The 19613-nt window shown below is 70.5% G+C and carries 16 protein-coding genes and 1 tRNA gene; 12 read left to right on the top strand and 5 right to left on the bottom strand.

Going from position 1 to position 19613, the window contains the following annotated elements; translation table 11 throughout:
* The first annotated feature begins 19 nt into the window (after positions 1-19).
* On the top strand, positions 20-1123 hold the full coding sequence (gene obgE, locus ACT53Q_RS01755) for a GTPase ObgE (RefSeq protein WP_476184930.1): 1104 nt from the start codon (positions 20-22) through the stop codon (positions 1121-1123).
* A 163-nt stretch (positions 1124-1286) separates the two neighbouring features.
* Here the strand turns inward: obgE and rpsT are convergent, their stop codons facing one another.
* A complete protein-coding gene (gene rpsT / locus ACT53Q_RS01750) occupies positions 1287-1556 on the bottom strand; it encodes a 30S ribosomal protein S20 (protein WP_476173507.1) in 270 nt (89 codons plus the stop codon).
* 188 nt (positions 1557-1744) lie between these two features.
* Here rpsT and murJ point away from each other — a divergent pair, with 188 nt between their 5' ends.
* From murJ to radA, 10 genes are all read left to right on the top strand, one after another.
* The gene (gene murJ / locus ACT53Q_RS01745; protein WP_476185161.1) at positions 1745-3337 is read left to right on the top strand and encodes a murein biosynthesis integral membrane protein MurJ; all 1593 of its coding nucleotides are present in this window, start codon (positions 1745-1747) and stop codon (positions 3335-3337) included.
* Between the two features lie 97 nt (positions 3338-3434).
* Positions 3435-4400: a bifunctional riboflavin kinase/FAD synthetase gene (locus ACT53Q_RS01740; RefSeq protein ID WP_476184929.1), complete on the top strand. Its 966-nt coding sequence runs from the start codon at positions 3435-3437 to the stop codon at positions 4398-4400.
* 59 nt (positions 4401-4459) lie between these two features.
* Positions 4460-7252 carry an isoleucine--tRNA ligase gene (ileS, locus tag ACT53Q_RS01735; protein ID WP_476185160.1) on the top strand — a complete coding sequence of 931 codons (2793 nt, stop codon included), beginning with the start codon at positions 4460-4462 and terminating at the stop codon, positions 7250-7252.
* A 152-nt stretch (positions 7253-7404) separates the two neighbouring features.
* A complete protein-coding gene (gene lspA, locus ACT53Q_RS01730; protein WP_476184928.1) occupies positions 7405-7917 on the top strand; it encodes a signal peptidase II in 513 nt (170 codons plus the stop codon).
* A gap of 7 nt (positions 7918-7924) precedes the next feature.
* A complete protein-coding gene (gene ispH, locus ACT53Q_RS01725; protein WP_476184927.1) occupies positions 7925-8875 on the top strand; it encodes a 4-hydroxy-3-methylbut-2-enyl diphosphate reductase in 951 nt (316 codons plus the stop codon).
* A gap of 132 nt (positions 8876-9007) precedes the next feature.
* A tRNA-Thr gene (locus ACT53Q_RS01720) sits at positions 9008-9083 on the top strand.
* A gap of 171 nt (positions 9084-9254) precedes the next feature.
* The gene (locus ACT53Q_RS01715; protein ID WP_476184926.1) at positions 9255-10037 is read left to right on the top strand and encodes a hypothetical protein; all 783 of its coding nucleotides are present in this window, start codon (positions 9255-9257) and stop codon (positions 10035-10037) included.
* Positions 10038-10047: 10 nt separating this feature from the next.
* Positions 10048-10707, top strand: a complete 660-nt coding sequence (locus tag ACT53Q_RS01710; RefSeq protein ID WP_476184925.1) for a lysoplasmalogenase — start codon at positions 10048-10050, stop codon at positions 10705-10707.
* Positions 10704-11966, top strand: a complete 1263-nt coding sequence (locus ACT53Q_RS01705) for a sterol desaturase family protein (protein WP_476184924.1) — start codon at positions 10704-10706, stop codon at positions 11964-11966. Before ACT53Q_RS01710 ends, ACT53Q_RS01705 begins: the two co-directional genes overlap by 4 nt.
* A 404-nt stretch (positions 11967-12370) precedes the next feature.
* Complete coding sequence (radA, locus tag ACT53Q_RS01700; protein WP_476184923.1) at positions 12371-13774, top strand: DNA repair protein RadA; 1404 nt, start codon at positions 12371-12373, stop codon at positions 13772-13774.
* 3 nt (positions 13775-13777) lie between these two features.
* On the opposite strand, the gene ACT53Q_RS01695 is transcribed toward radA, so the two are convergent.
* From ACT53Q_RS01695 to ACT53Q_RS01680, 4 genes are read right to left on the bottom strand one after another with little or no spacing between them, the layout of a single operon-like run.
* Complete coding sequence (locus ACT53Q_RS01695) at positions 13778-15355, bottom strand: DHA2 family efflux MFS transporter permease subunit (RefSeq protein WP_476184922.1); 1578 nt, start codon at positions 15353-15355, stop codon at positions 13778-13780.
* 34 nt (positions 15356-15389) lie between these two features.
* Entirely contained in the window at positions 15390-16562 is a 1173-nt protein-coding gene (locus tag ACT53Q_RS01690) for an EmrA/EmrK family multidrug efflux transporter periplasmic adaptor subunit (RefSeq protein WP_476185159.1), read from the bottom strand.
* An 8-nt stretch (positions 16563-16570) separates the two neighbouring features.
* Positions 16571-18109 carry an efflux transporter outer membrane subunit gene (locus ACT53Q_RS01685; RefSeq protein WP_476184921.1) on the bottom strand — a complete coding sequence of 513 codons (1539 nt, stop codon included), beginning with the start codon at positions 18107-18109 and terminating at the stop codon, positions 16571-16573.
* A 1-nt stretch (position 18110) separates the two neighbouring features.
* Positions 18111-18566: a MarR family winged helix-turn-helix transcriptional regulator gene (locus tag ACT53Q_RS01680; protein ID WP_476184920.1), complete on the bottom strand. Its 456-nt coding sequence runs from the start codon at positions 18564-18566 to the stop codon at positions 18111-18113.
* A gap of 164 nt (positions 18567-18730) precedes the next feature.
* Here ACT53Q_RS01680 and ACT53Q_RS01675 point away from each other — a divergent pair, with 164 nt between their 5' ends.
* Positions 18731-19576: a DUF1444 family protein gene (locus tag ACT53Q_RS01675; RefSeq protein WP_476184919.1), complete on the top strand. Its 846-nt coding sequence runs from the start codon at positions 18731-18733 to the stop codon at positions 19574-19576.
* Positions 19577-19613: the final 37 nt, after the last annotated feature.

The raw sequence follows: 19613 nt of genomic DNA, 5'->3' as shown, positions 1-19613 counted from the left end.
CTCTCGGAACCCGCATCCCATGAAACTCGTCGATGAAGCCGAAATCCAGGTCGTGGCCGGCAACGGCGGCAACGGCTGCGTCGGTTTCCGGCGCGAGAAATTCATCCCGCTCGGCGGGCCCGACGGCGGCGACGGCGGCGACGGCGGCAGTGTCTGGCTGCAGGCCGACGAAAACCTCAACACGCTGGTCGACTTCCGCCACGAACGGCGCTTCCGCGCCCAGCGCGGCGAGAACGGCATGGGCCGGCAGATGTACGGCAAGGGCGGCGAAGACCTGACCATCACGGTGCCCGTGGGCACGGTGGTCACCAACGTCGAGACCGACGAGGTCATCGGTGACCTGACCCGCCACGGCGAGCGCCTGCTGGTCGCGAAGGGCGGCAAGGGCGGCCTCGGCAACATGCATTTCAAGAGCTCGGTGAACCGCGCGCCGCGCAAGGCGCTGCCGGGCCTGCCGGGCGAGGAGCGCCTGCTGAAGCTCGAGCTGAAGCTGCTGGCCGACGTCGGCCTGCTGGGCTTCCCGAACGCCGGCAAGAGCACCTTCATCCGCGCGGTGTCGGCGGCGACGCCGAAGGTCGCGGACTATCCGTTCACCACGCTGTATCCGAACCTCGGCGTGGTCAGCGTCGAACCGCACCGCAGCTTCGTGATCGCCGACATCCCCGGCCTGATCGAAGGTGCGGCCGAAGGCGCCGGTCTCGGCAGCCTGTTCCTGCGCCACGTGCAGCGCACGCGGCTGCTGCTGCACCTGGTCGACATGGCGCCGATGGGCGACGACGGCCTGCACGAGGGCGGCAGCGGTGGCGTCACGGTCTCGCCCGCCGAGCAGGTGCGCGCGATCGAGCACGAGCTGCGCAAGTACGACCCCGGCATGCTGGAGAAGCCGCGCTGGCTGATCCTCAACAAGGCCGACCTCATGTTCGAGGACGAGGCCCGCGAGCGCGCCGAGGCGATCGTCGCGGAACTCGGCTGGGAAGGCCCGTGGCACATGGTCTCCGCGCTGTCGCGCGAAGGCACGTGGCCGATCATGCTGGAGGTCCAGCACTTCTTCGATCGCCTGCGCGAGGCCGAGCGCGAAGCGGAGGCCGAGGCGAAGGCCGCGGGCCGCGCGCCCGATGCCTGATGTGATCGATCCGGTAGAGCGGCCTTCAGGCCGCTTCGCCTTTCGCTCGCTTCCGAAGCGGCCTGAAGGCCGCTCGACCCATGTCGTGGACGGCGGGCACCTGCAGGCAACAAAAAACCCGGCCGGAGCCGGGTTTTTCGGTGCTTCGGTCGACGCAGGCGGATCAGCCGGCCTTGAGGGCCTTGATGCGCGCGGTCAGGCGGCTCTTGTGGCGAGCGGCCTTGTTCTTGTGGATCAGGCCGCGCGAGCTGAAGCGGTCGAGGATCGGCTGGGCCACGGCGAAGGCGGCTTCGGCGCCGGCGGCGTCGTTGGAATCGAGGGCCTTGAGGACCTTCTTGACGGCGGTGCGGAGCTGGGAACGCTGGGCGGTGTTGCGCGCGTTGCGCACGACGGTCTGCTTGGCGCGCTTCTTGGCGGACTTGATGTTGGCCACGGTGAAATCCTGGGGTTGACGGTTGAATCCAGCGGCGCCGGCCGCTCGATCGTAAGGGAAAAGAAGGGGCAGACTGCCGCCATGCGGACAGCGAGACAGAAAATTATGGGCGATTCAGTGGGTTGCGTCAACCGGGCCGAGGTGGCGGCATGAGCGGGCCGGCGCCGGGCGCCGCGCCGAAGGGCGGCATGCTGCGCGGGCTGCTGTCGTTCAGCAGCATGACGCTGGTTTCGCGGGTGCTGGGGCTGATCCGCGACATCGCGATCGGCACGACGTTCACCCCCGGGGCGGCGACGGACGCCTTCTGGGTGGCGTTCCGGATCCCGAACTTCATGCGCCGGCTGTTCGCGGAGGGCTCGTTCTCCACCGCGTTCGTGCCGGTGTTCACCGAGGTCAAGGAAACCCGGCCCCACGCCGACCTGAAGGAGCTGATGGCCCGGGTCTCGGGCACGCTGGGCGGGGTGCTGCTGGTGGTCACGGCGCTGGGCATGGTGTTCACGCCGCAGATCGCGACCCTGTTCAACCTCGGCGCCGAGGCCGACTCGGAGAAGTTCGGGCTGACCGTCGACCTGCTGCGGCTGACCTTCCCCTTCATCCTGTTCGTGTCGCTGACCGCGCTGGCGGGCGGGGCGCTGAACAGCTTCAACCGCTTCGGCATCCCGGCCTTCACGCCGGTGATCCTCAATCTCTGCATGATCGCCGGCGCGCTGTGGCTGGCGCCACGGCTGACGGTGCCGATCACCGCGCTGGGCTGGGCGGTGATGGCGGCCGGCGTGCTGCAACTGCTGTTCCAACTGCCCGCGCTGCGCGGGCTGGACCTGCTCACGCTGCCGAAGTGGGGCTGGCAGCATCCCGACGTGCGCAAGGTGATCCGATTGATGGTGCCGACCCTGTTCGGCTCGTCGGTGGCGCAGATCAACCTGCTGCTGGACACGGTGATCGCCGCGCTGCTGTTCGTCGGCTCGCAGACCTGGCTGTCGCAGGCCGACCGCTTCCTCGAACTGCCGCTGGGCGTGTTCGGCATCGCGCTGGGCACGGTGATCCTGCCCACGCTGTCGCGCCACCACGTCAACACCGACCACGCCGGTTTCTCGCGGGCGCTGGACTGGGGCCTGCGGACCACGCTGATGATCGCGATCCCGGCGATGCTCGGGCTGATGCTGCTGTCGGTGCCGCTGGTCGCCACGCTGTTCCAGCACCGTGCATTCCGCCCGTTCGACACCGAGATGACCGCGATGTCGGTGTTCGGCCTGAGCTTCGGCCTGCCGTCGTTCGCGCTGGTGAAGGTGCTGCTGCCGGCGTTCTACGCCCGCCAGGACACCCGCACGCCGGTGAAGGCGGGGCTGGCGTCGATGATCGCGAACATGGTCTTCAACGTCGCCATCCTCGCGGTGCTGTACGGGCTGTGGGTCAAGCCGGAGTTGCGCGACGGGCCGGTGCTGGTGGCGCTGGCGAAGACGCCGGGCCTGCATCTGGCGCTGGGGTTGGCCAGCGCGTTGGCCAGCTACCTGAACCTCTGGCTGCTGTGGCGCTGGCTGCGCCGCGACGGCGTCTACCAGCCGCTGCCGGGCTGGGGCCACTACACGGTCCGGCTGCTGGTGAGCTGCACGGCGATGACCGGCGCGGTGCTGCTGGGCCTGCACTGGGCGCCGGACTTCACCGTCGTCGGGCTGTGGCAGCGGGTGGGCTGGCTGGTCGCGCTGGTGGCGACCGGCGTGGTGGTCTACGCCGTGGCGATGGTGGCGATGGGCTTCCGGCCGCGTGAACTGCGCGAGCACTGAGCGTGGCCCGGCGTTGCGCGCGCCCGGCTATACTCGGGGTTTTCCGGTACCTGCGTGGCCGCACCGGCATTCCGGTCCGGCCGCTTCCGAATTCCCGATGACCGATCTCTTCCGCGATCTCGACGGCGGGCCGCTGTGCCCGGAGGGCAGCGTGGTCTGCATCGGCGCCTTCGACGGCCTGCACGTGGGCCATCGCGCGCTGGTGACCCGCGCGGCCGAGCGTGCCCGCGCGCTGGGCCTGCCGGCCGTCGCGGTCAGCTTCGAACCGCTGCCGCGCGAGTTCTTCTCGCCCGCGGCGCCGCCGCCGCGCCTGCAGTTGCCGCGCGCCAAGCTCGCCGGTTTCCACGGCCTGGGCATCGACCTCGTCGGCCTGCTGCGCTTCAACGCGGCGATGGCGGCGGTGTCGCCGGAGGACTTCGTCCGCCGGCTGCTGGTCGGCCGCCTGCGCGCGCGCGAGGTCTGGGTCGGCCCCGATTTCCGTTTTGGCCGCGCCCGCGCCGGCAACCTCGACCTGCTGACCGCGATGGGCGCCGAACTCGGCTTCGCCGCCGGCACCATCGCGCCGGTCACGCTCGACGGCCAGCCGGTGTCGAGCACCCGCATCCGCGCCGCGCTGCAGGCCGGCGATTTCGTCACCGCCACGCGCCTGCTGGGGTCGCCGTACGCGATCTCCGGCCGCGTGGTCCGCGGCCAGCAGCTCGGCCGCACGCTGGGCTATCCCACCGCGAACCTGCGATTCCCGTACGGCACGCCGGCGCTGCGCGGCATCTACGCCACCCGCGTGCACGGCGTCGCCGATGCGCCGTGGCCGTCGGTGTCCAGCTTCGGCACCCGGCCCACCGTCGGCGGCCGCGAGCCGCTTCTGGAAGCCCACCTGTTCGACTTCGACGGCGACCTCTACGGCCGCCACATCGAGGTCGAGTTCGTCGCGCGCCTGCGCGATGAAGAGAAATTCCCCGATCTGCCGACGCTCGTCGCGCAGATGGACCGCGATGCCACGCAGGCCCGCCGCCTGCTCGACGCCGCGGACACGACACAGACGACAGAACGAGTCAGCGCGTGAGCGAACAGGACAACAACCGCTACAAGGCCACCCTCCACCTGCCGGCCACGGATTTCCCGATGCGCGGCGATCTGCCCAAGCGCGAGCCGATCGCGCTCGCGCGCTGGCAGGCGCAGGACCTGTACGCGCAGGTACGCGCGCATGCGAAGGGTCGCCCGCTCTTCGTGCTGCACGACGGTCCGCCGTACGCCAACGGCGCGATCCACATCGGCCACGCGGTCAACAAGATCCTCAAGGACATCGTGGTGAAGTCGAAGCTGATGGCCGGCTTCGACGCGCCCTACGTGCCCGGCTGGGATTGCCACGGCCTGCCGATCGAACTGCAGGTCGAGAAGAAGTTCGGCAAGGTCGGCGAGAAGATCGACGCCGCCACGTTCCGCAAGCGCTGCCGCGAATACGCCGCCGAGCAGATCGACTTGCAGCGCAAGGACTTCAAGCGCCTCGGTGTGCTCGGCGACTGGGACAACCCGTACCGCACGATGGATTTCCGCTACGAGGCGGACATGCTGCGCGCGCTGGCGAAGATCGTCGATCGCGGCCATCTCGCGCGCGGCGTGAAGCCGGTGCACTGGTGCTTCGACTGCGGCTCGGCGCTGGCCGAGGCCGAGATCGAATACGCCGACAAGCAGTCGCCCGCGGTCGATGTGGCCTACGCCGCGCGCGATCCGCATGCGCTCGCGGCGAAGTTCGGCGTCGGCCTCGACGGTGACGTCGAAGTGGCGGTGCCGATCTGGACCACCACGCCGTGGACGCTGCCGGCCTCGCTGGCGGTGTCGCTGGGTCCGGACCTCGAATACGCGCTGGTCGAAGGCCCCGCGCATGACGGCAAGCACCGCCTGCTGGTGCTGGCCGAGGCGCTGGCCGCGAAGGCGCTGAAGCGCTACGGCATCGACGAGCCCGTCGTGCTGGGCCGCGCGCACGGTGCGGCGCTGGAGAACCTGGTGCTGGCGCATCCGTTCTATGCGGAACGCGACATCCCGCTGATCCTCGGCGACCACGTCAGCGCCGAGGACGGCACCGGCGCCGTGCACACCGCGCCCGGCCACGGCCAGGAAGACTTCGTTGTCGGCAAGGCCTACGGCCTGATCGACCAGTACACCGCCGCGCAGCTCAATCCGGTGGACGGAAAGGGCGTGTACCTGCCGTCGACGCCGCCGTTCCGTACCGCGGACGGCGAACTCGTGCTCGCCGGCATGCACATCTGGAAGGCGAACGCCGCGATCGTCGACGCCCTGCGCGGCACCGGCGCGCTGCTGGCGTATTTCCCGCTGACCCACAGCTATCCGCACTGCTGGCGCCACAAGTCGCCGGTGGCGTTCCGCGCCACGCCGCAGTGGTTCATCTCGATGGACCAGGCGAACCTGCGCGCCGACGCGCTGGACGCGATCAAGCAGGTCGAATGGTTCCCCGACTGGGGCCAGGCGCGCATCACCGGCATGATCGACAACCGCCCGGACTGGACGATCTCGCGCCAGCGCACCTGGGGCGTGCCGATCGCGCTGTTCGTGCATCGCGAAACCGGCGAACCGCATCCCAATTCGCCGTCGCTGATGCGCCAGGTCGCCGACTACGTGGAAAGCGGCGGCGCCGACGCGTGGTACGCGCTCGACGCGGCCGAGCTGCTCGGCCCGCAGGCGCAGGAGTACGACAAGGTCACCGACATCCTCGACGTGTGGTTCGACTCGGGCGTGAGCCACGAGTGCGTGCTCGCCGCGCGGCCGCAGGACGGTCTGCGCAAGCCGGCCGACATGTACCTCGAAGGCTCGGACCAGCACCGCGGCTGGTTCCACAGCGCGCTGCTCACCGGCATCGCGATGGACGGCCACGCGCCGTACCGGCAGGTGCTGACGCATGGCTTCACCGTCGACGAGCACGGCAAGAAGATGTCGAAGTCGCTCGGCAACGTCGTCGAGCCGCAGAAGGTCATCGACCAGATGGGCGCCGACGTGCTGCGCCTGTGGGTGGCCGCGGCCGACTACCGCAACGAGATGTCGGTCTCCGACACCATCCTCAAGCGCAGCGCCGACGTCTACCGGCGCCTGCGCAACACCGCGCGCTTCCTGCTCGCCAACCTCGCCGGCTTCGACCCGGCGCGCGACCTGCTGCCGCTGGACGACATGCTGGCGCTGGATCGCTGGGCGGTGCATCGCGCCGACCTGCTGCAGCACCAGATCGCCAACGCCTACGGCCGTTACGACTTCCCGGAAGTGGTGCAGGCGCTGGTGAACTTCTGCAGCGTCGACCTCGGTTCGCTGTACCTCGACGTCACCAAGGATCGTCTCTACACGATGCGCGAGGATTCGCGCGGCCGGCGCAGCGCGCAGAGCGCGATGTACCGCATCGCCGAGGCGTTCGTGCGCTGGATCGCGCCGATCCTGACCTTCACCGCCGACGAGATGTGGGCGCACCTGCCGGGCGAGCGCACCGGCCACGTGCTGTTCGCGACGTGGTACGACGGGCTGGCGCCGATGGCGCAGGATGCCGTGCTCGACGGCGCGAAGTTCGATCGCCTGCTCGCGCTGCGCGAACAGGTGGCGAAGACGCTGGAGCCGATGCGCGCCAGCGGCGAGATCGGCGCGGCGCTGGACGCGGAGATCGCGATCCAGTGCGACGCCGAGACCTTCGCGTGGCTGGCGCCGCTGGCGGATGAACTGCGCTTCCTGTTCATCAGCGGCGACGTGGCCGTGACGCAGGGTGTGGCGGGCATCGAAGCCTCGGTGAGCGCCAAGCCCAAGTGCATCCGCTGCTGGCACCACCGCGCCGACGTCGGCACGCATGCCGAGCATCCCGAGCTCTGCGGCCGCTGCGTGAGCAACGTCGACGGCCCGGGCGAGGATCGCCGCTGGTTCTGATGTTCCCTTCTCCCGCCGGGAGAAGGTGCCCGAAGGGCGGATGAGGGTTCGGGTTGCCCGTGACCTCTCCGCCCCTGCCGCGGACTCCCTCATCCGGCGCTTCGCGCCACCTTCTCCCGCGGGGAGAAGGAAACAGCAAGGTACTCCGAGCGATGTCGTCGTATCCCAAACCCAACGCCCTGATCTGGCTGCTGCTGTCGGCGGTCGTGATCGGCCTCGACCAGTGGAGCAAGGCCTGGGTGCTGTCCTCGCTGCCGGAATACCAGCCGGTGGTGGTGATCGACGGCGTCTGGAACTGGTTCCGCAGCTACAACGAAGGCGCCGCGTTCAGCTTCCTCGCCAACGCCGGCGGCTGGCAGAAGTACGTCTTCTCCGGGCTGGCGGCGGTGATCAGCCTCGTGCTGGGCGTCTGGCTGGCGCGCACGCCGCGCGGCGACTGGCGCAACGCGCTGCCGTTCTCGCTGGTGATCGGCGGCGCGCTGGGCAACCTGATCGACCGCCTGCAGCACGGCCACGTGGTCGATTTCATCCAGTGGCACTGGAAGGACGTCTACTACTACCCGTCGTTCAACATCGCCGATTCGGCCATCGTCTGCGGTGCGATCGCGCTGCTGCTGATGGGCCTGTTCGGCGATCGCGGCAAGGCGGCGGGGAAGGGGGGATAATCCCGCCATGGAAATCATCCTCGCCAATCCCCGCGGCTTCTGCGCCGGCGTCGACCGCGCGATCGAGATCGTCAAGCGCGCGATCGAACTGCTGGGCGCGCCGATCTACGTCCGCCACGAAGTGGTGCACAACCGGTTCGTCGTCGACGACCTGCGCCAGCGCGGCGCGATCTTCGTCGAGGAGCTGGACGAGGTGCCCGACGGCGCCACCGTCATCTTCAGCGCCCACGGCGTCTCCCAGGCGGTGCGCGGCGAGGCCGAGCGGCGCGGGCTGAAGATCTTCGACGCCACCTGCCCGCTGGTGACGAAGGTCCATCTGGAAGTCGCCCGCCACTGCCGCGCCGGGCGCGACGTGGTGCTGATCGGCCATGCCGGGCACCCGGAAGTGGAAGGCACGATGGGCCAGTGGCTGGCGGAAGCCGGCACCGGCGCCATCCATCTGGTCGAGGACCTGGACGACGTCGCGCGGCTGGCCGTCGGCCAGCCCGAGCACCTGGCCTACACCACCCAGACCACGCTGTCGGTGGACGACACCCGCGACATCATCGCCGCCCTGCGCGCCAGGTACCCGGCCATGCAGGGGCCGCGCAACGACGACATCTGCTACGCCACCCAGAATCGCCAGGACGCTGTCCGCGAGCTGGCCGCCCAGTGCGATCTGGTGCTGGTGGTGGGGTCGCCGAACAGCTCCAACTCCAACCGCCTGCGCGAACTGGCCGAGCGGGAAGGGGTGGAGGCCTACCTCATCGACGGGGCGGAGGAGATCGACCCGCGCTGGGTCGAGGGCCGCCGCCACATCGGCGTGACCGCCGGCGCCTCGGCCCCCGACGTGCTGGTCCGGGGCGTGATCGCCCGCCTGCGCGAACTCGGTGCGGGTGCCATGCGTGAGCTGGACGGGGAGCCCGAAAGCATGGTCTTCGCCCTGCCCAAGGAGCTGCGGGTGCAGCTGATCGACTAGGGTCTGTTGACGCTATTGGCTGCGCAACGAACCCCGACAGCGTCAACAGGCCCTCAGGCACGTTGACCGCAACCGCCCCGGAAACCTAGAATCCCCATCCCGCCACCGGCCCGCCGGCGGCGAAGCTCCAATGCCGGAATAGCTCAGTTGGTAGAGCGGCGCATTCGTAATGCGTAGGTCGTAGGTTCGATTCCTATTTCCGGCACCACGCAAGGTAGAGGTCTGCCAGCGACGACGCCCGAACGAGCCGTCGCGAGGGGAAGCCCCGAAGCGCGGGGTTTTCACGGCCGCCTCTCGCACCGAAGCCCCGCCTCCGCGGGGCTTTCGTGTTTTCATGGCACGACATGACCCCAGGCACGGCAGGGAGCGAGCGTCCGCGATGTCCAACGCCAAGAGTGTCCGCGTCCTCCTGCTGCTGGTGGTGCTGCTGATCGTCGCGCTTGGGGCCTGGCGCGACCGGGCGCAGACCACCTCGTGGAAGCATCCGCTCTATCTCGTCGTCTATCCGATCAACGGCGACGGCAGCGACGCCAGCGCGCGCACGATCGCGACCCTCACCCCCGAGCGGTTCGCGCCGGTGGAGGCGTTCTTCAGCGCCGAAGCGAGCCGCTACGGTGTGAAGCTGGAGTACGGCCAGCCGCCGGTGCGCGTGCGGGTGGCGCCCGAGGTGCACGAACTGCCGCCGGCGCCGCCGCCGAACGGCAACATCCTCGCGGTGATGGCCTGGAGCCTGCGCCTGCGCTGGTGGGCGTGGCAGCACGGCGACTACAAGACCGGCCCCGGGCAGATCCGCATGTTCGTGCTGTACTACGACCCCGACCGCCATCCGCGGCTGGCGCATTCGCTGGGGCTGGAGAAGGGCCTGATCGGCGTGGTCAACGCCTTTGCCGGCACCGAGATGGAAGGCGAGAACCAGGTCGTGATCGCGCACGAGTTCCTGCACACGGTCGGGGCCAGCGACAAGTACGATCCGGCGACGACGCTGCCGTTGTTCCCCGAAGGCTATGCCGACCCCGGCCGCCAGCCGCGCTATCCGCAGGCGGCGGCGGAGCTGATGGGCGGGCGCATCCCGCTGTCGCCGGCCGATGCCGAAATTCCCGAAGGCCTGCACCAGACGATGGTGGGCACGGTGACCGCCGCCGAGATCGGCTGGCTGAAATGAGGACTGCCCGATGAAAGGACTCGACATCGCGATTCTGCTGTCCGCCCTCGCCGCGATCGCCGGCGCGTGGTTCGGCGGCGACGCGCTGTGGCTGCACTACGCGGCCAAGCCGCTGACGACCGTGCTGGTCCTGTGGCGCGCGGCCGCGGCCGCGCCCGCGATCGGTCCGCGCTACCGGCGCGCGGTGCTTGCGGGCATGGCGCTGTCGCTGGTCGGCGACGTGCTGCTGATGCTGCCGGTCGATCTGTTCGTGCCGGGGCTGATCGCCTTCCTGCTGGCGCACATTGGCTATGTGGTCGCGTTCGCGCCGGGCTCGACACGGGCGGCGCGCGCGATCGGCTTCGGCGTGCTGGCGGTGGTCGTGGCGATCAATCTCGCCGGCCTGCTGCCGCACATCGCGCCGGCGCTGAAGGGCGCGGTGCTGGCCTACGTGGTGGTGCTGGCGTCGATGGCGGCGTTCGCGCTGGCGCGGGCGTGGACGCCGGCGCTGATGCGTACGTGGCCGCGGGCGACGCGCTTCGCCGCGTTCGGTGCGGTGTGCTTCGTCGCCAGCGACAGCCTGCTGGCGTGGGACCGCTTCGGCGGCGGCATCCCGCTGGCGCCGCTGGCGATCCTCTCGACCTACTGGATCGCGCAATGGTGCATCGCGCGGTCGGTGGAGGCGCAATGACGCCGTCGCTCGCCGAGCGGATCATGATGGTCGCGATCCCCGGCTTCTTCGTGCTGATGGCGATCGAACTGCTGGCCGCGCGGCTGATGCGTCGCCGCGTGTATCGCCTGAACGATGCCATCGCCAGCATCGGCCTGGGCGTGCTGTCGCAGGTGGTGGGCGCGTTCGCGAAGGTGCTGACCATCGGCCTCTACGCGTGGCTGCTGCCGCGGGTGGCGCTGTTCGACCTGCCCGCAAAGAGTCCCTGGGTATGGCTGGTCGCACTGGTGCTGTACGACTTCTGCTACTACTGGCTGCATCGCGCCGGGCACGAGGTCGGCGTGCTGTGGGCCGCGCACGTGGTGCACCACCAGAGCGAGCGCTACAACCTCGGCACCGCGCTGCGCCAGACCGGCAGCGGCGTGCTGCTGGGGTGGCTCTTCTACGTGCCGCTGGCGGTGCTGGGCGTGCCGGTGGAGGTGTTCGCCGTCGTCGCGGTGATCGACCTGCTGTACCAGTACTGGATCCACACCGAGCTGGTGCCGAAGCTGGGCTGGTTCGACCGCGTGTTCGCCTCGCCCTCGAACCATCGCGCGCACCACGCGGTGAACGACCGCTATCTCGACCGGAATTACGGCGGCCTCTTCATCCTCTGGGACCGCCTGTTCGGCACCTTCGTCGAGGAAGCCGACGACGACCCGCCGCGGTTCGGCACGCGCGCGCCGCTGCGCAGCTGGAACCCGCTGTGGGCGAACGTCGAGGTCTACGCGGCACTGGCGAAGGACGCGTGGCATGCGCGCCGCTGGGGCGACAAGCTGCGCGTCTGGCTGAAGCCGCCGGGCTGGCGGCCGGCCGACGTGGCCGAGCGCTTCCCGAAGCCGGCCTTCGACCTCGCGCGCCGAGAGTACGACCCGCCGCTGTCGCGCCCGATGCAGGCCTACGCGCTGTTCCACTTCGCGCTGCTGCTGGGGCTGGGCACGCAGTTCCTGGCGCACGCGTCCGCGCTCCACGGCCTGCAGGCGCTGGCGTTCGCGGGGTTCGTGACGGCCGGCCTGTGCGCACTGGGTGCGTTGCTGGAAAGCCGCGCGTGGGGACTCGGGCTCGAAGCAGTGCGACTGGTCGTGCTGGGGCTGTGGCCGATGCTGACGGCCGATTGGCCGGGCATGGCGTCGCCCTCCGCCGTCGCGATCGCCTTCCCCGTGATCGCGGGGCTCAGCGCGCCGGTGTTGTGGCTGGCGTGGCGGGGCAATGCGGGGGTGTCGCTGGTGCAGGCGGGTTGAGATCGACAGGCTGCAGTGGCGGCACCGGTCAATGTGCCTTCGTCCCGACGCGGATTCCGGATCGACGGGCGATCCCTGAACCGGAGACCCGGAGGGCGGCGGACACGATGTCCGCCGTTTTTCGACGAGGCAGGACGCCTCGTCGAAAAATCCCGGGCACGGCTCCGACGGCAGATGTGAAGTGGCTCTGAAATGTTTTCTTTCGTCCCTTTCTTTTCGAAAAGAAAGGGACCCGCGCGCCAGCGCGGAAAAGGATTCCGGGCTTTCGCAGAGGAAAAGCAGGTCCCTCGCCTGCGGCTCGGGATGACAACGAGGCCGGGCTGCCGAGGGCTCGATCGCGTGGCGTCTCGCCCCCTGCGACCGCCGCCCGCTAAAGTACCCCGTCGCCCTCCCCGGAATCGCCCGTGAGCAAAGCCCCCGGCAAGCCCGCCGCCAAGTCCCGCACCGCCTACGTCTGCGCCGAGTGCGGCGCCGAGCACGGCAAGTGGCAGGGGCAGTGCGGCGAATGCGGCGCCTGGAACACGCTCACCCAGATCGTACTGGAAAGCGCGGCGAGCGCGCCGCCGGCCGCGCGCCGCGGCAGTTGGGCGGGGCAGGTCGAGCCGCCGAAGATCACCCCGCTCAAGGACGTGCTGCAGCACGAGGACCAGCGCACCACGACCGGCATCGGCGAATTCGACCGCGTCCTCGGCGGCGGTCTCGTCGAGGGCGCAGTGGTGCTGATCGGCGGCGACCCCGGCATCGGCAAGTCGACGCTGCTGCTGCAGGCGCTGGCGAGCATGGCCGGGCGGCTGCCCGCGCTGTACGTCACCGGCGAGGAATCGCTGGCGCAGGTCGCCGGCCGCGCCGCGCGCCTCGGGCTGCCGCTGGACGGGCTGAGCGCGCTGGCCGAGACCGGCGTCGAGCGCATCCTCGAACAGGCCGCGACGATGCGGCCGAAGCTGCTGGTCGCCGACTCCGTGCAGACGCTGTGGACCGAGACGCTGACCGCCGCGCCCGGATCGGTCAGCCAGGTCCGCGAGAGCGCCGCGCGCCTCGTGCGGTTCGCGAAGGAGACCGGCACCGCGATCTTCCTCGTCGGCCACGTCACCAAGGAGGGCGGCATCGCCGGCCCGCGCGTGCTCGAACACATGGTCGATGCCGTGCTGTATTTCGAGGGCGACGGCGGCAGCCGCTTCCGCGTGCTGCGCGCGTTCAAGAACCGCTTCGGCGCGGTCAACGAACTGGGCGTGTTCGCGATGGGCGACAAGGGCCTGCGCGAAGTGCCGAATCCGTCGGCGATCTTCCTCTCCGGCAGCGGCCACCAGCCGGGCAGCTGCGTGATGGTCACGCGCGAAGGCACGCGGCCGCTGCTGGTCGAGGTGCAGGCGCTGGTCGATGCCTCGCCGCTGTCGAATCCGCGTCGCGTCGCGGTCGGCCTCGAACAGAACCGCCTCGCGATGCTGCTGGCGGTGCTGCATCGCCACGGCGGCATCATGGTCGGCGACCAGGACGTGTTCGTGAACGTGGTCGGCGGCATCCGTGTGCAGGAAACCGCGGCCGACCTGCCGGTGCTGCTGGCGGTGCTGTCGTCGCTGCGCGATCGCCCGCTGCCGGAGAAGACCATCGCGTTCGGCGAGGTCGGGCTTTCGGGCGAGATTCGCCCGGTGCCCAACGGCGAGGAGCGGCTGAAGGAAGCCGCGACCCACGGGTTCAAGCGTGCGATCGTGCCCAAGGCCAACGCACCGCGCGCCGGCGCCTACAAGGGCATGGACGTGGTCGCGGTGGAGCGGCTGGCCGACGCGCTGGACGCGGCGGCCGACCGCTGAGCGTCAGTGTCCGCCGGCCGCGGCGGGGCCGGACTTGGCCGAGAACGGCGGCCTCGCGATCCACACGAACAGGATCACGGACAGGAAGATGATCCCGAGCAGGTGGAAGATCTCGTTGAAGCCGATCTGCGCCGCCTGATTGCCGATCATCCGCTCCAGCATCGCCGCGCCGCGCTGCAAGTTGCCGCCGCCGAGCGCCGCGACCTGCGCCATCGTCGCCGGATCGGTGGTGGATACCGCGTCCGCCAGTTGTGCGTGGTGCAGCGCGCTGCGGCTGGTCCACGCGTAGGTCGTGAGCGATGCCGCGAAACTGCCGCCGAGCGTGCGCATGAACGTCGCCAGGCCCGAGCCCGCGGCGATCTCGTGCGGTTCGAGGTCGGACAGCAGGATCGTCAGCACCGGCATGAAGAACAGCGCCACGCCCAGGCCCTGGAACAACTGCACCAGCGCGACCGTGCGGAAGTCGACGTCGAGGTTGAAGTCCGAGCGCGCGAAACTGGTCAGCGACATCGCCACGAACGCGATGCTGGCGAGGATGCGCAGGTCGAAGCGGTTCGCGTACTTGCCCACGAACGGCGTCAGCAGCACCGGCAGGATGCCGATCGGCGCGCTGGCGAAACCGGCCCAGATCGCGGTGTAGCCCAGATTGCGCTGCAGCCACAGCGGCACCAGGATGCCGACGCTGAAGAACGCCGCATACGCCACCACCATCGCCGCGGTGCCGGCGCTGAAGTTGCGGTGGCGGAACAGCCGCAGGTTGACGATGGGATCGCGGTCGGTGAGCTCCCAGATCACGAACACCGCCAGCGAGATCGCGGACACGATCGCCAGAATGACGATCGTGGATGAGTGGAACCAGTCCTCGTCGTTGCCCAGGTCCAGCAGGATCTGCAGCGCGCCCACGCCCAGCACCAGCGTGGCGAGGCCGACGTAGTCCATCTTCGGCTTTTCGAGACGCTCCGGCCGGCCCTTGAGCTGCCTGCCGACGGTGAAGCTGGCGAAGATGCCGATGGGAATGTTGATGAAGAAGATCCATTCCCAGCTGTAGTTGTCGGTGATCCAGCCGCCGAGGATCGGTCCGGCGATCGGCGCGACCACCGTCACCATCGCCAGCAGCGCGATGGCTTGCCCGCGCTTGTGCGGTGGATAGATCGACAGCAGCAGCGCCTGCGTCACCGGATACATCGGGCCCGCGACGAAGCCCTGCAGCGCGCGCGCCGCGACCAGCATGCCCATGCTCTCGGCGATGCCGCACAGGAACGACGCGATCACGAACGCCAGCGTCGACCACATGAACAGCTTGCGCTCGCCGAAGTGACGGGTGAGCCACCCGGTGAGCGGCAGCGCGATGGCGTTGCTCACCGCGAACGAGGTGATGACCCACGTCGCCTGGTTGGCGCTGCCACCGAGATTGCCGGAGATCGTCGGCAGCGAGACGTTGGCGATCGTGGTGTCCAGCACCTGCATGAACGACGCCAGCGCCAGGCCGACCGTGGTCAGCGGCACGTTCGCGGGGCGGAAGGGGCCGGCGGTGGCCGGTGCGGCGGGGGCCGCGCCGGCATTGGCGGTGGTGGCGCTCATGGCGACGACTTCATCCGGACGGTGTCGGGCGGGCTCAGCGGCCGCCGGCGAGGTTCTGGCGCACGATCTTCTCGATCAGCGCGTCGGCGTCGGCCAACTGCTTCGCGTAGGCCTCGGTGCGCAGGCCCGGCGCCTTCGACGGCGTCGTCGGCAGCACGCCGTTGCCCGCTTCGCGCAGCGAGACGTCGGCGGACATGCTCATGCCGATGCGCAGTGGATGCTCGGCGAGCTGCTTCGGGTCCAGCGCGATCCGCACCGGCACGCGCTGCACGATCTTGATCCAGTTGCCGCTGGCGTTCTGTGCCGGCAGCAGGGCGAACGCGCTGCCGGTGCCCAGGCCGATGCTCGACAGCTTGCCGGTGTAGGTCACGTCGCCGCCGTAGAGGTCGGACGTCAGTTCCACCGGCTGGCCGAGGCGCATCTTCGCGAGCTGCGTTTCCTTGAAGTTCGCCTCCACCCACACCTGCTCCAGCGGCACCACCGTCATCAGCGTGGTGCCCGGCTGCACGCGCTGGCCGAGCTGCACGCTGCGGCGCGCGACGTAGCCGGCGATCGGCGAGACGATCTCGCCGCGCTGCAGGTTGAGGTAGGCCTGGCGCAATTGCGCGGCGGCGGCCAGCACCTGCGGCTGTTTCGCCAGCGTGGTGTCGTCGACCAGCGCGCGGTTGCGCGACAGCTGGCCGCGCGCGGACGACAGCGCGGCTTCGGCCGCTTCGAGCTGCGCCTTCGCGTGCGCCAGTTCCTCGGCGGAGACGGCGCCGCCGTCGACCAGCCCGCTGCGGCGGGCGACGTCGGCGCGCGCCTGTTTCACCGCGACTTCGCGCGCCTGCAGGTCGGCCTCGCCGGTCTGCACGGCGTTGAACAGGCCGCGCACCTGGCGCACGGTGCCGGCGAGGTTGGCGACCGCCTGTTCGTAGGCGACTTCGGCATCGTTGGGGTCGAGCTTCACCAGCACCTGGCCGGCGAGCACGCGGTCGCCGTCGTCGGCGCCGATGGCCACGACCGTGCCCAGCGTCTGCGGCGCGATCGCGACGATGTTGCCCTGCACGTAGGCGTCGTCGGTCTCTTCGTGCCAGCGCCCGACCAGCAGGTGCCAGGCGAAGAAGCCGATGCCGCCGGCGACGACGAGGGCGCCGAGGATCGTGAGCGCCCGGCGCCGCTTGCCGTTCTTCGGCGCGGGGGACGCGGCGTCGGGGGCGGGATTCATTTCGGTGGTCATGGGGCGGTCCGGGAAGACGTGGAGGACGATTCGGGAGCAGGTTCGGAAGCGGATTGCGTGGCCGCTGGCGCATCGAGCGACGGCGGTTCCGGCGCGGCCGGGGCGAAGCCGCCGCCGAGCGCGACGGCGAGGTCGGCCGCGGTGTTGCGGCGTTCGGCGCGGAGCCCGGCGATCTGGGCGTCGAGCTGGTACACGGGACGCTGCGCGGCGAGCACGTCGAGCTGCGTGCCCAGGCCCGCGCGGCGGCGGGTCTCGGCCAGCGCCTGCGCCTTGCGCGCGGCCTCGCGCGCATCCGCGAGCGAGGCGATCTGCGCGTCGAGCGCGCGCGCGGCCTGCAGCGCATCGGCGACCTCGCGCAGCGCGCCGACCACGCTCTGGTCGTACTGCGCGTAGGCGAGGTCGGCGTCGGCGTCGGTGGACGCCAACTGCCCGCGAAGGCGGCGGCCGTTGAAGATCGGGAGGCTGATCGCCGGGCCGCCGGTTCCGAAGGCGGCATCGCGGGTGAACAGGTCCGAGAGCTTTCCGGCGGCGATGCCGACCATCGCGGACAGATTGACGCTGGGGTAGAAGTCGGTCTTCGCGGCATCGACGCCCTTCGACGCGGCTTCCGCGCGCCAGCGCGCGGCGACGACGTCGGGGCGGTGGCCCAGCAGTTCGCTCGGCACATCCGACGGCAGCGATGGTGCGTCGACGGCCAGCAGCGCCGGCGGCTGGATCGCCAGCCCGCGGTCCGGGCCCTGGCCGGTCAACGCGGCCAGCGCGTTGCGCAGGGCGTCGATGCGCTGCTGCGCGGCACCGACCTGCTGCGCGGCCGCGGCGACGGCGCCTTCGGCCTGGCGGGTCTGCACCGCGTTGTCGAGGCCGGCGCGGGCGCGGCGGCGGGCGAGGTCGAGCTGCTGCCGGGCGCGGACGCCTTCGCGCTCGGCCACGGCCTTGGCCTCGAAGGCCTGCGCCAGGCCGATGTAGGTGTGCGCGAGGTTCGACGACAGCAGCAGGCGCGCCTGCTGCGCATCGGCCTCGGCGGCGTGGGCGAGGTCGACCGCGGCCTCCCAGCGATCGCGATGGCCGCCCCACAGGTCGGGCGCATAGGCGAACTGGACCATCCCCAGCTCGACGCCCTTGTAGTCGCCGCCGAACGGCGCGGGGACGAGCGTCTGCGGCAGATAGGCGCCGGAGTAGCGCACCGAACCGGTGGCGCCGGGCTGGCGCGCGGCGTCGGCCAGTTCGGCCTGCGCCTGCGCCTTGCGCACGCGGGCGTCCGCGGCGGCGAGCGAGGGCGTGCCGGCCAGCGCTTCGGTCATCAGCGCGTCGAGCTGCGGGTCGCCCCAGGCGTGCCACCAGTCCCGCGTCGGCCAGGCGGCCGGCGACAGATGGCCGCCGAAGCTCTTCGCGACGGCGAGGGTGTCGGGATCGCGCGGGGACGTCTGCGGCGCCAGTCCGTGCGTGCTGGCGCAGCCGGCGAGGACCGCCGCCGCCAGCAGCGCGACCAACGGCCGGCGCGCGCGCGCGAGGGAACGGGAAGGGAAGGGACGCATGTCAGTCTTCACGGGTGAGGTTGTCGCGGACCTGCAGCAGCAGGCGGACGAGGGCGTCCTGTTCGCTGTCGGACAGGCCGGCCATGGCCTGGCTGCGGACGCGGACGCCGCACTGGTGGATGTCGGCCCACATCGCGCGGCCGACATCGGTGAGCTGCACGCGCAGGGCGCGGCGGTCGGCGGGATCGGCGATGCGCACGGTCAGCCCGCGCTCTTCGAGGCGGTCCAGCAGGCGGGTCATCGCGCCGGGGTTGAGTTCCGCCTTGCGCGCCAGTTCGCTGGCGCCGGCATCGTCCTCGGCGAGGCGCTTGAGGGTGATGTACTGGCTGAAGGTCAGCTCGTGGCCGGCGGCGGCCAGCTCGCGCTCCATGCGCATCCACATGGCGTCGCGGACCTGGCGGAACAGCAGGCCGAGCTGGGGGCCGGGCTCGGCGGACGGGGGCAGGGTCTGATTCATGGCGGCGAATTTTTGTGTTGCGCGCAATATTTGTCAATGCAAATGTTTACATTGCAAATAGAACGATTCGTCCGGCAATCCGCACGGCCGGGGGCGACGTCCTGCGGCCGCAGACCCGGGCTGCCGGGCCGCGTATCCTGAACCGATCTGATCGGGAGCCCGCCATGAAACGTCTCTTCTCCGCCCTGCGCGGCCTGTTCGGCGGACGTGGGACGTCCGATCCCGGCCTGGCGCCCGACGCCTTTGCCGAGGAGGTCGCCCGGCGGGTGCGCGCGCTGTCGCCGGATCTCGACGTCCGCGTCGTCGGCGAACTGGAGCTGTCGATCGGCCACGGCGATGGCGAGGGCGGGAATCGCGCCTACCTCCATAACGCTTACCGCATGTACCAGGGCGAGGCCCCGGACGCCCGCGACGAACTGGTCGACCGCTTCGTGCGTTCCTTCGCCGACGCCGCCCGCGGCCTGGAGCCCAGCCGCGACGCGATCATCCCGATCATCAAGGACCGCGGCTGGATGGCCGAGGTCGGGGCGTCGATCCAGGCCATGGGCGGCACGCCGCAGGACAAGGTGCACGAGGACCTCAACGACGACCTGGTCGTGGTCTACGCGATCGACACGCCCAGCAACATCGCCTATCTCGTGCCCGGCATGCTGGAGGAGCTGGGCGTGCAGCGCGACGAACTGCGCGCGCTGTCCGTGCGCAACCTGCGCGGGCTGCTGCCGGGGATCGAGGTCCACCGCGGGCCGCAGATCAGCATGGTCACCGCCGACGGCAACTACGAAGCCTCGCTGCTGCTGTTCGACGACCTGTGGGCGCGCGAAGCCGAGAAGCTGCGCGGCGCGCCGGTGGCCGCGGTGCCGGCCCGCGACCTGCTGCTGTTCGCCGACGGCGCCGATGCCGAGGCCGTGGCGCAGCTGCGCACGCTGGCGTCGAAGATGCGCGACGACGCGACCTACGCGCTCACCGATCGCCTGTTCATCCGCGAAGGCGAGGGCTGGCGTCCGCTCTGACGGACGCTGCAGCCCGGCAGCCGTCGCGCCTACACTG

Source organism: Lysobacter sp. DMC97, assembly GCF_056313745.1.
Note: the sequence above shows the minus strand (reverse complement) of the source record. Positions and strands in the feature narration are given on the sequence as shown.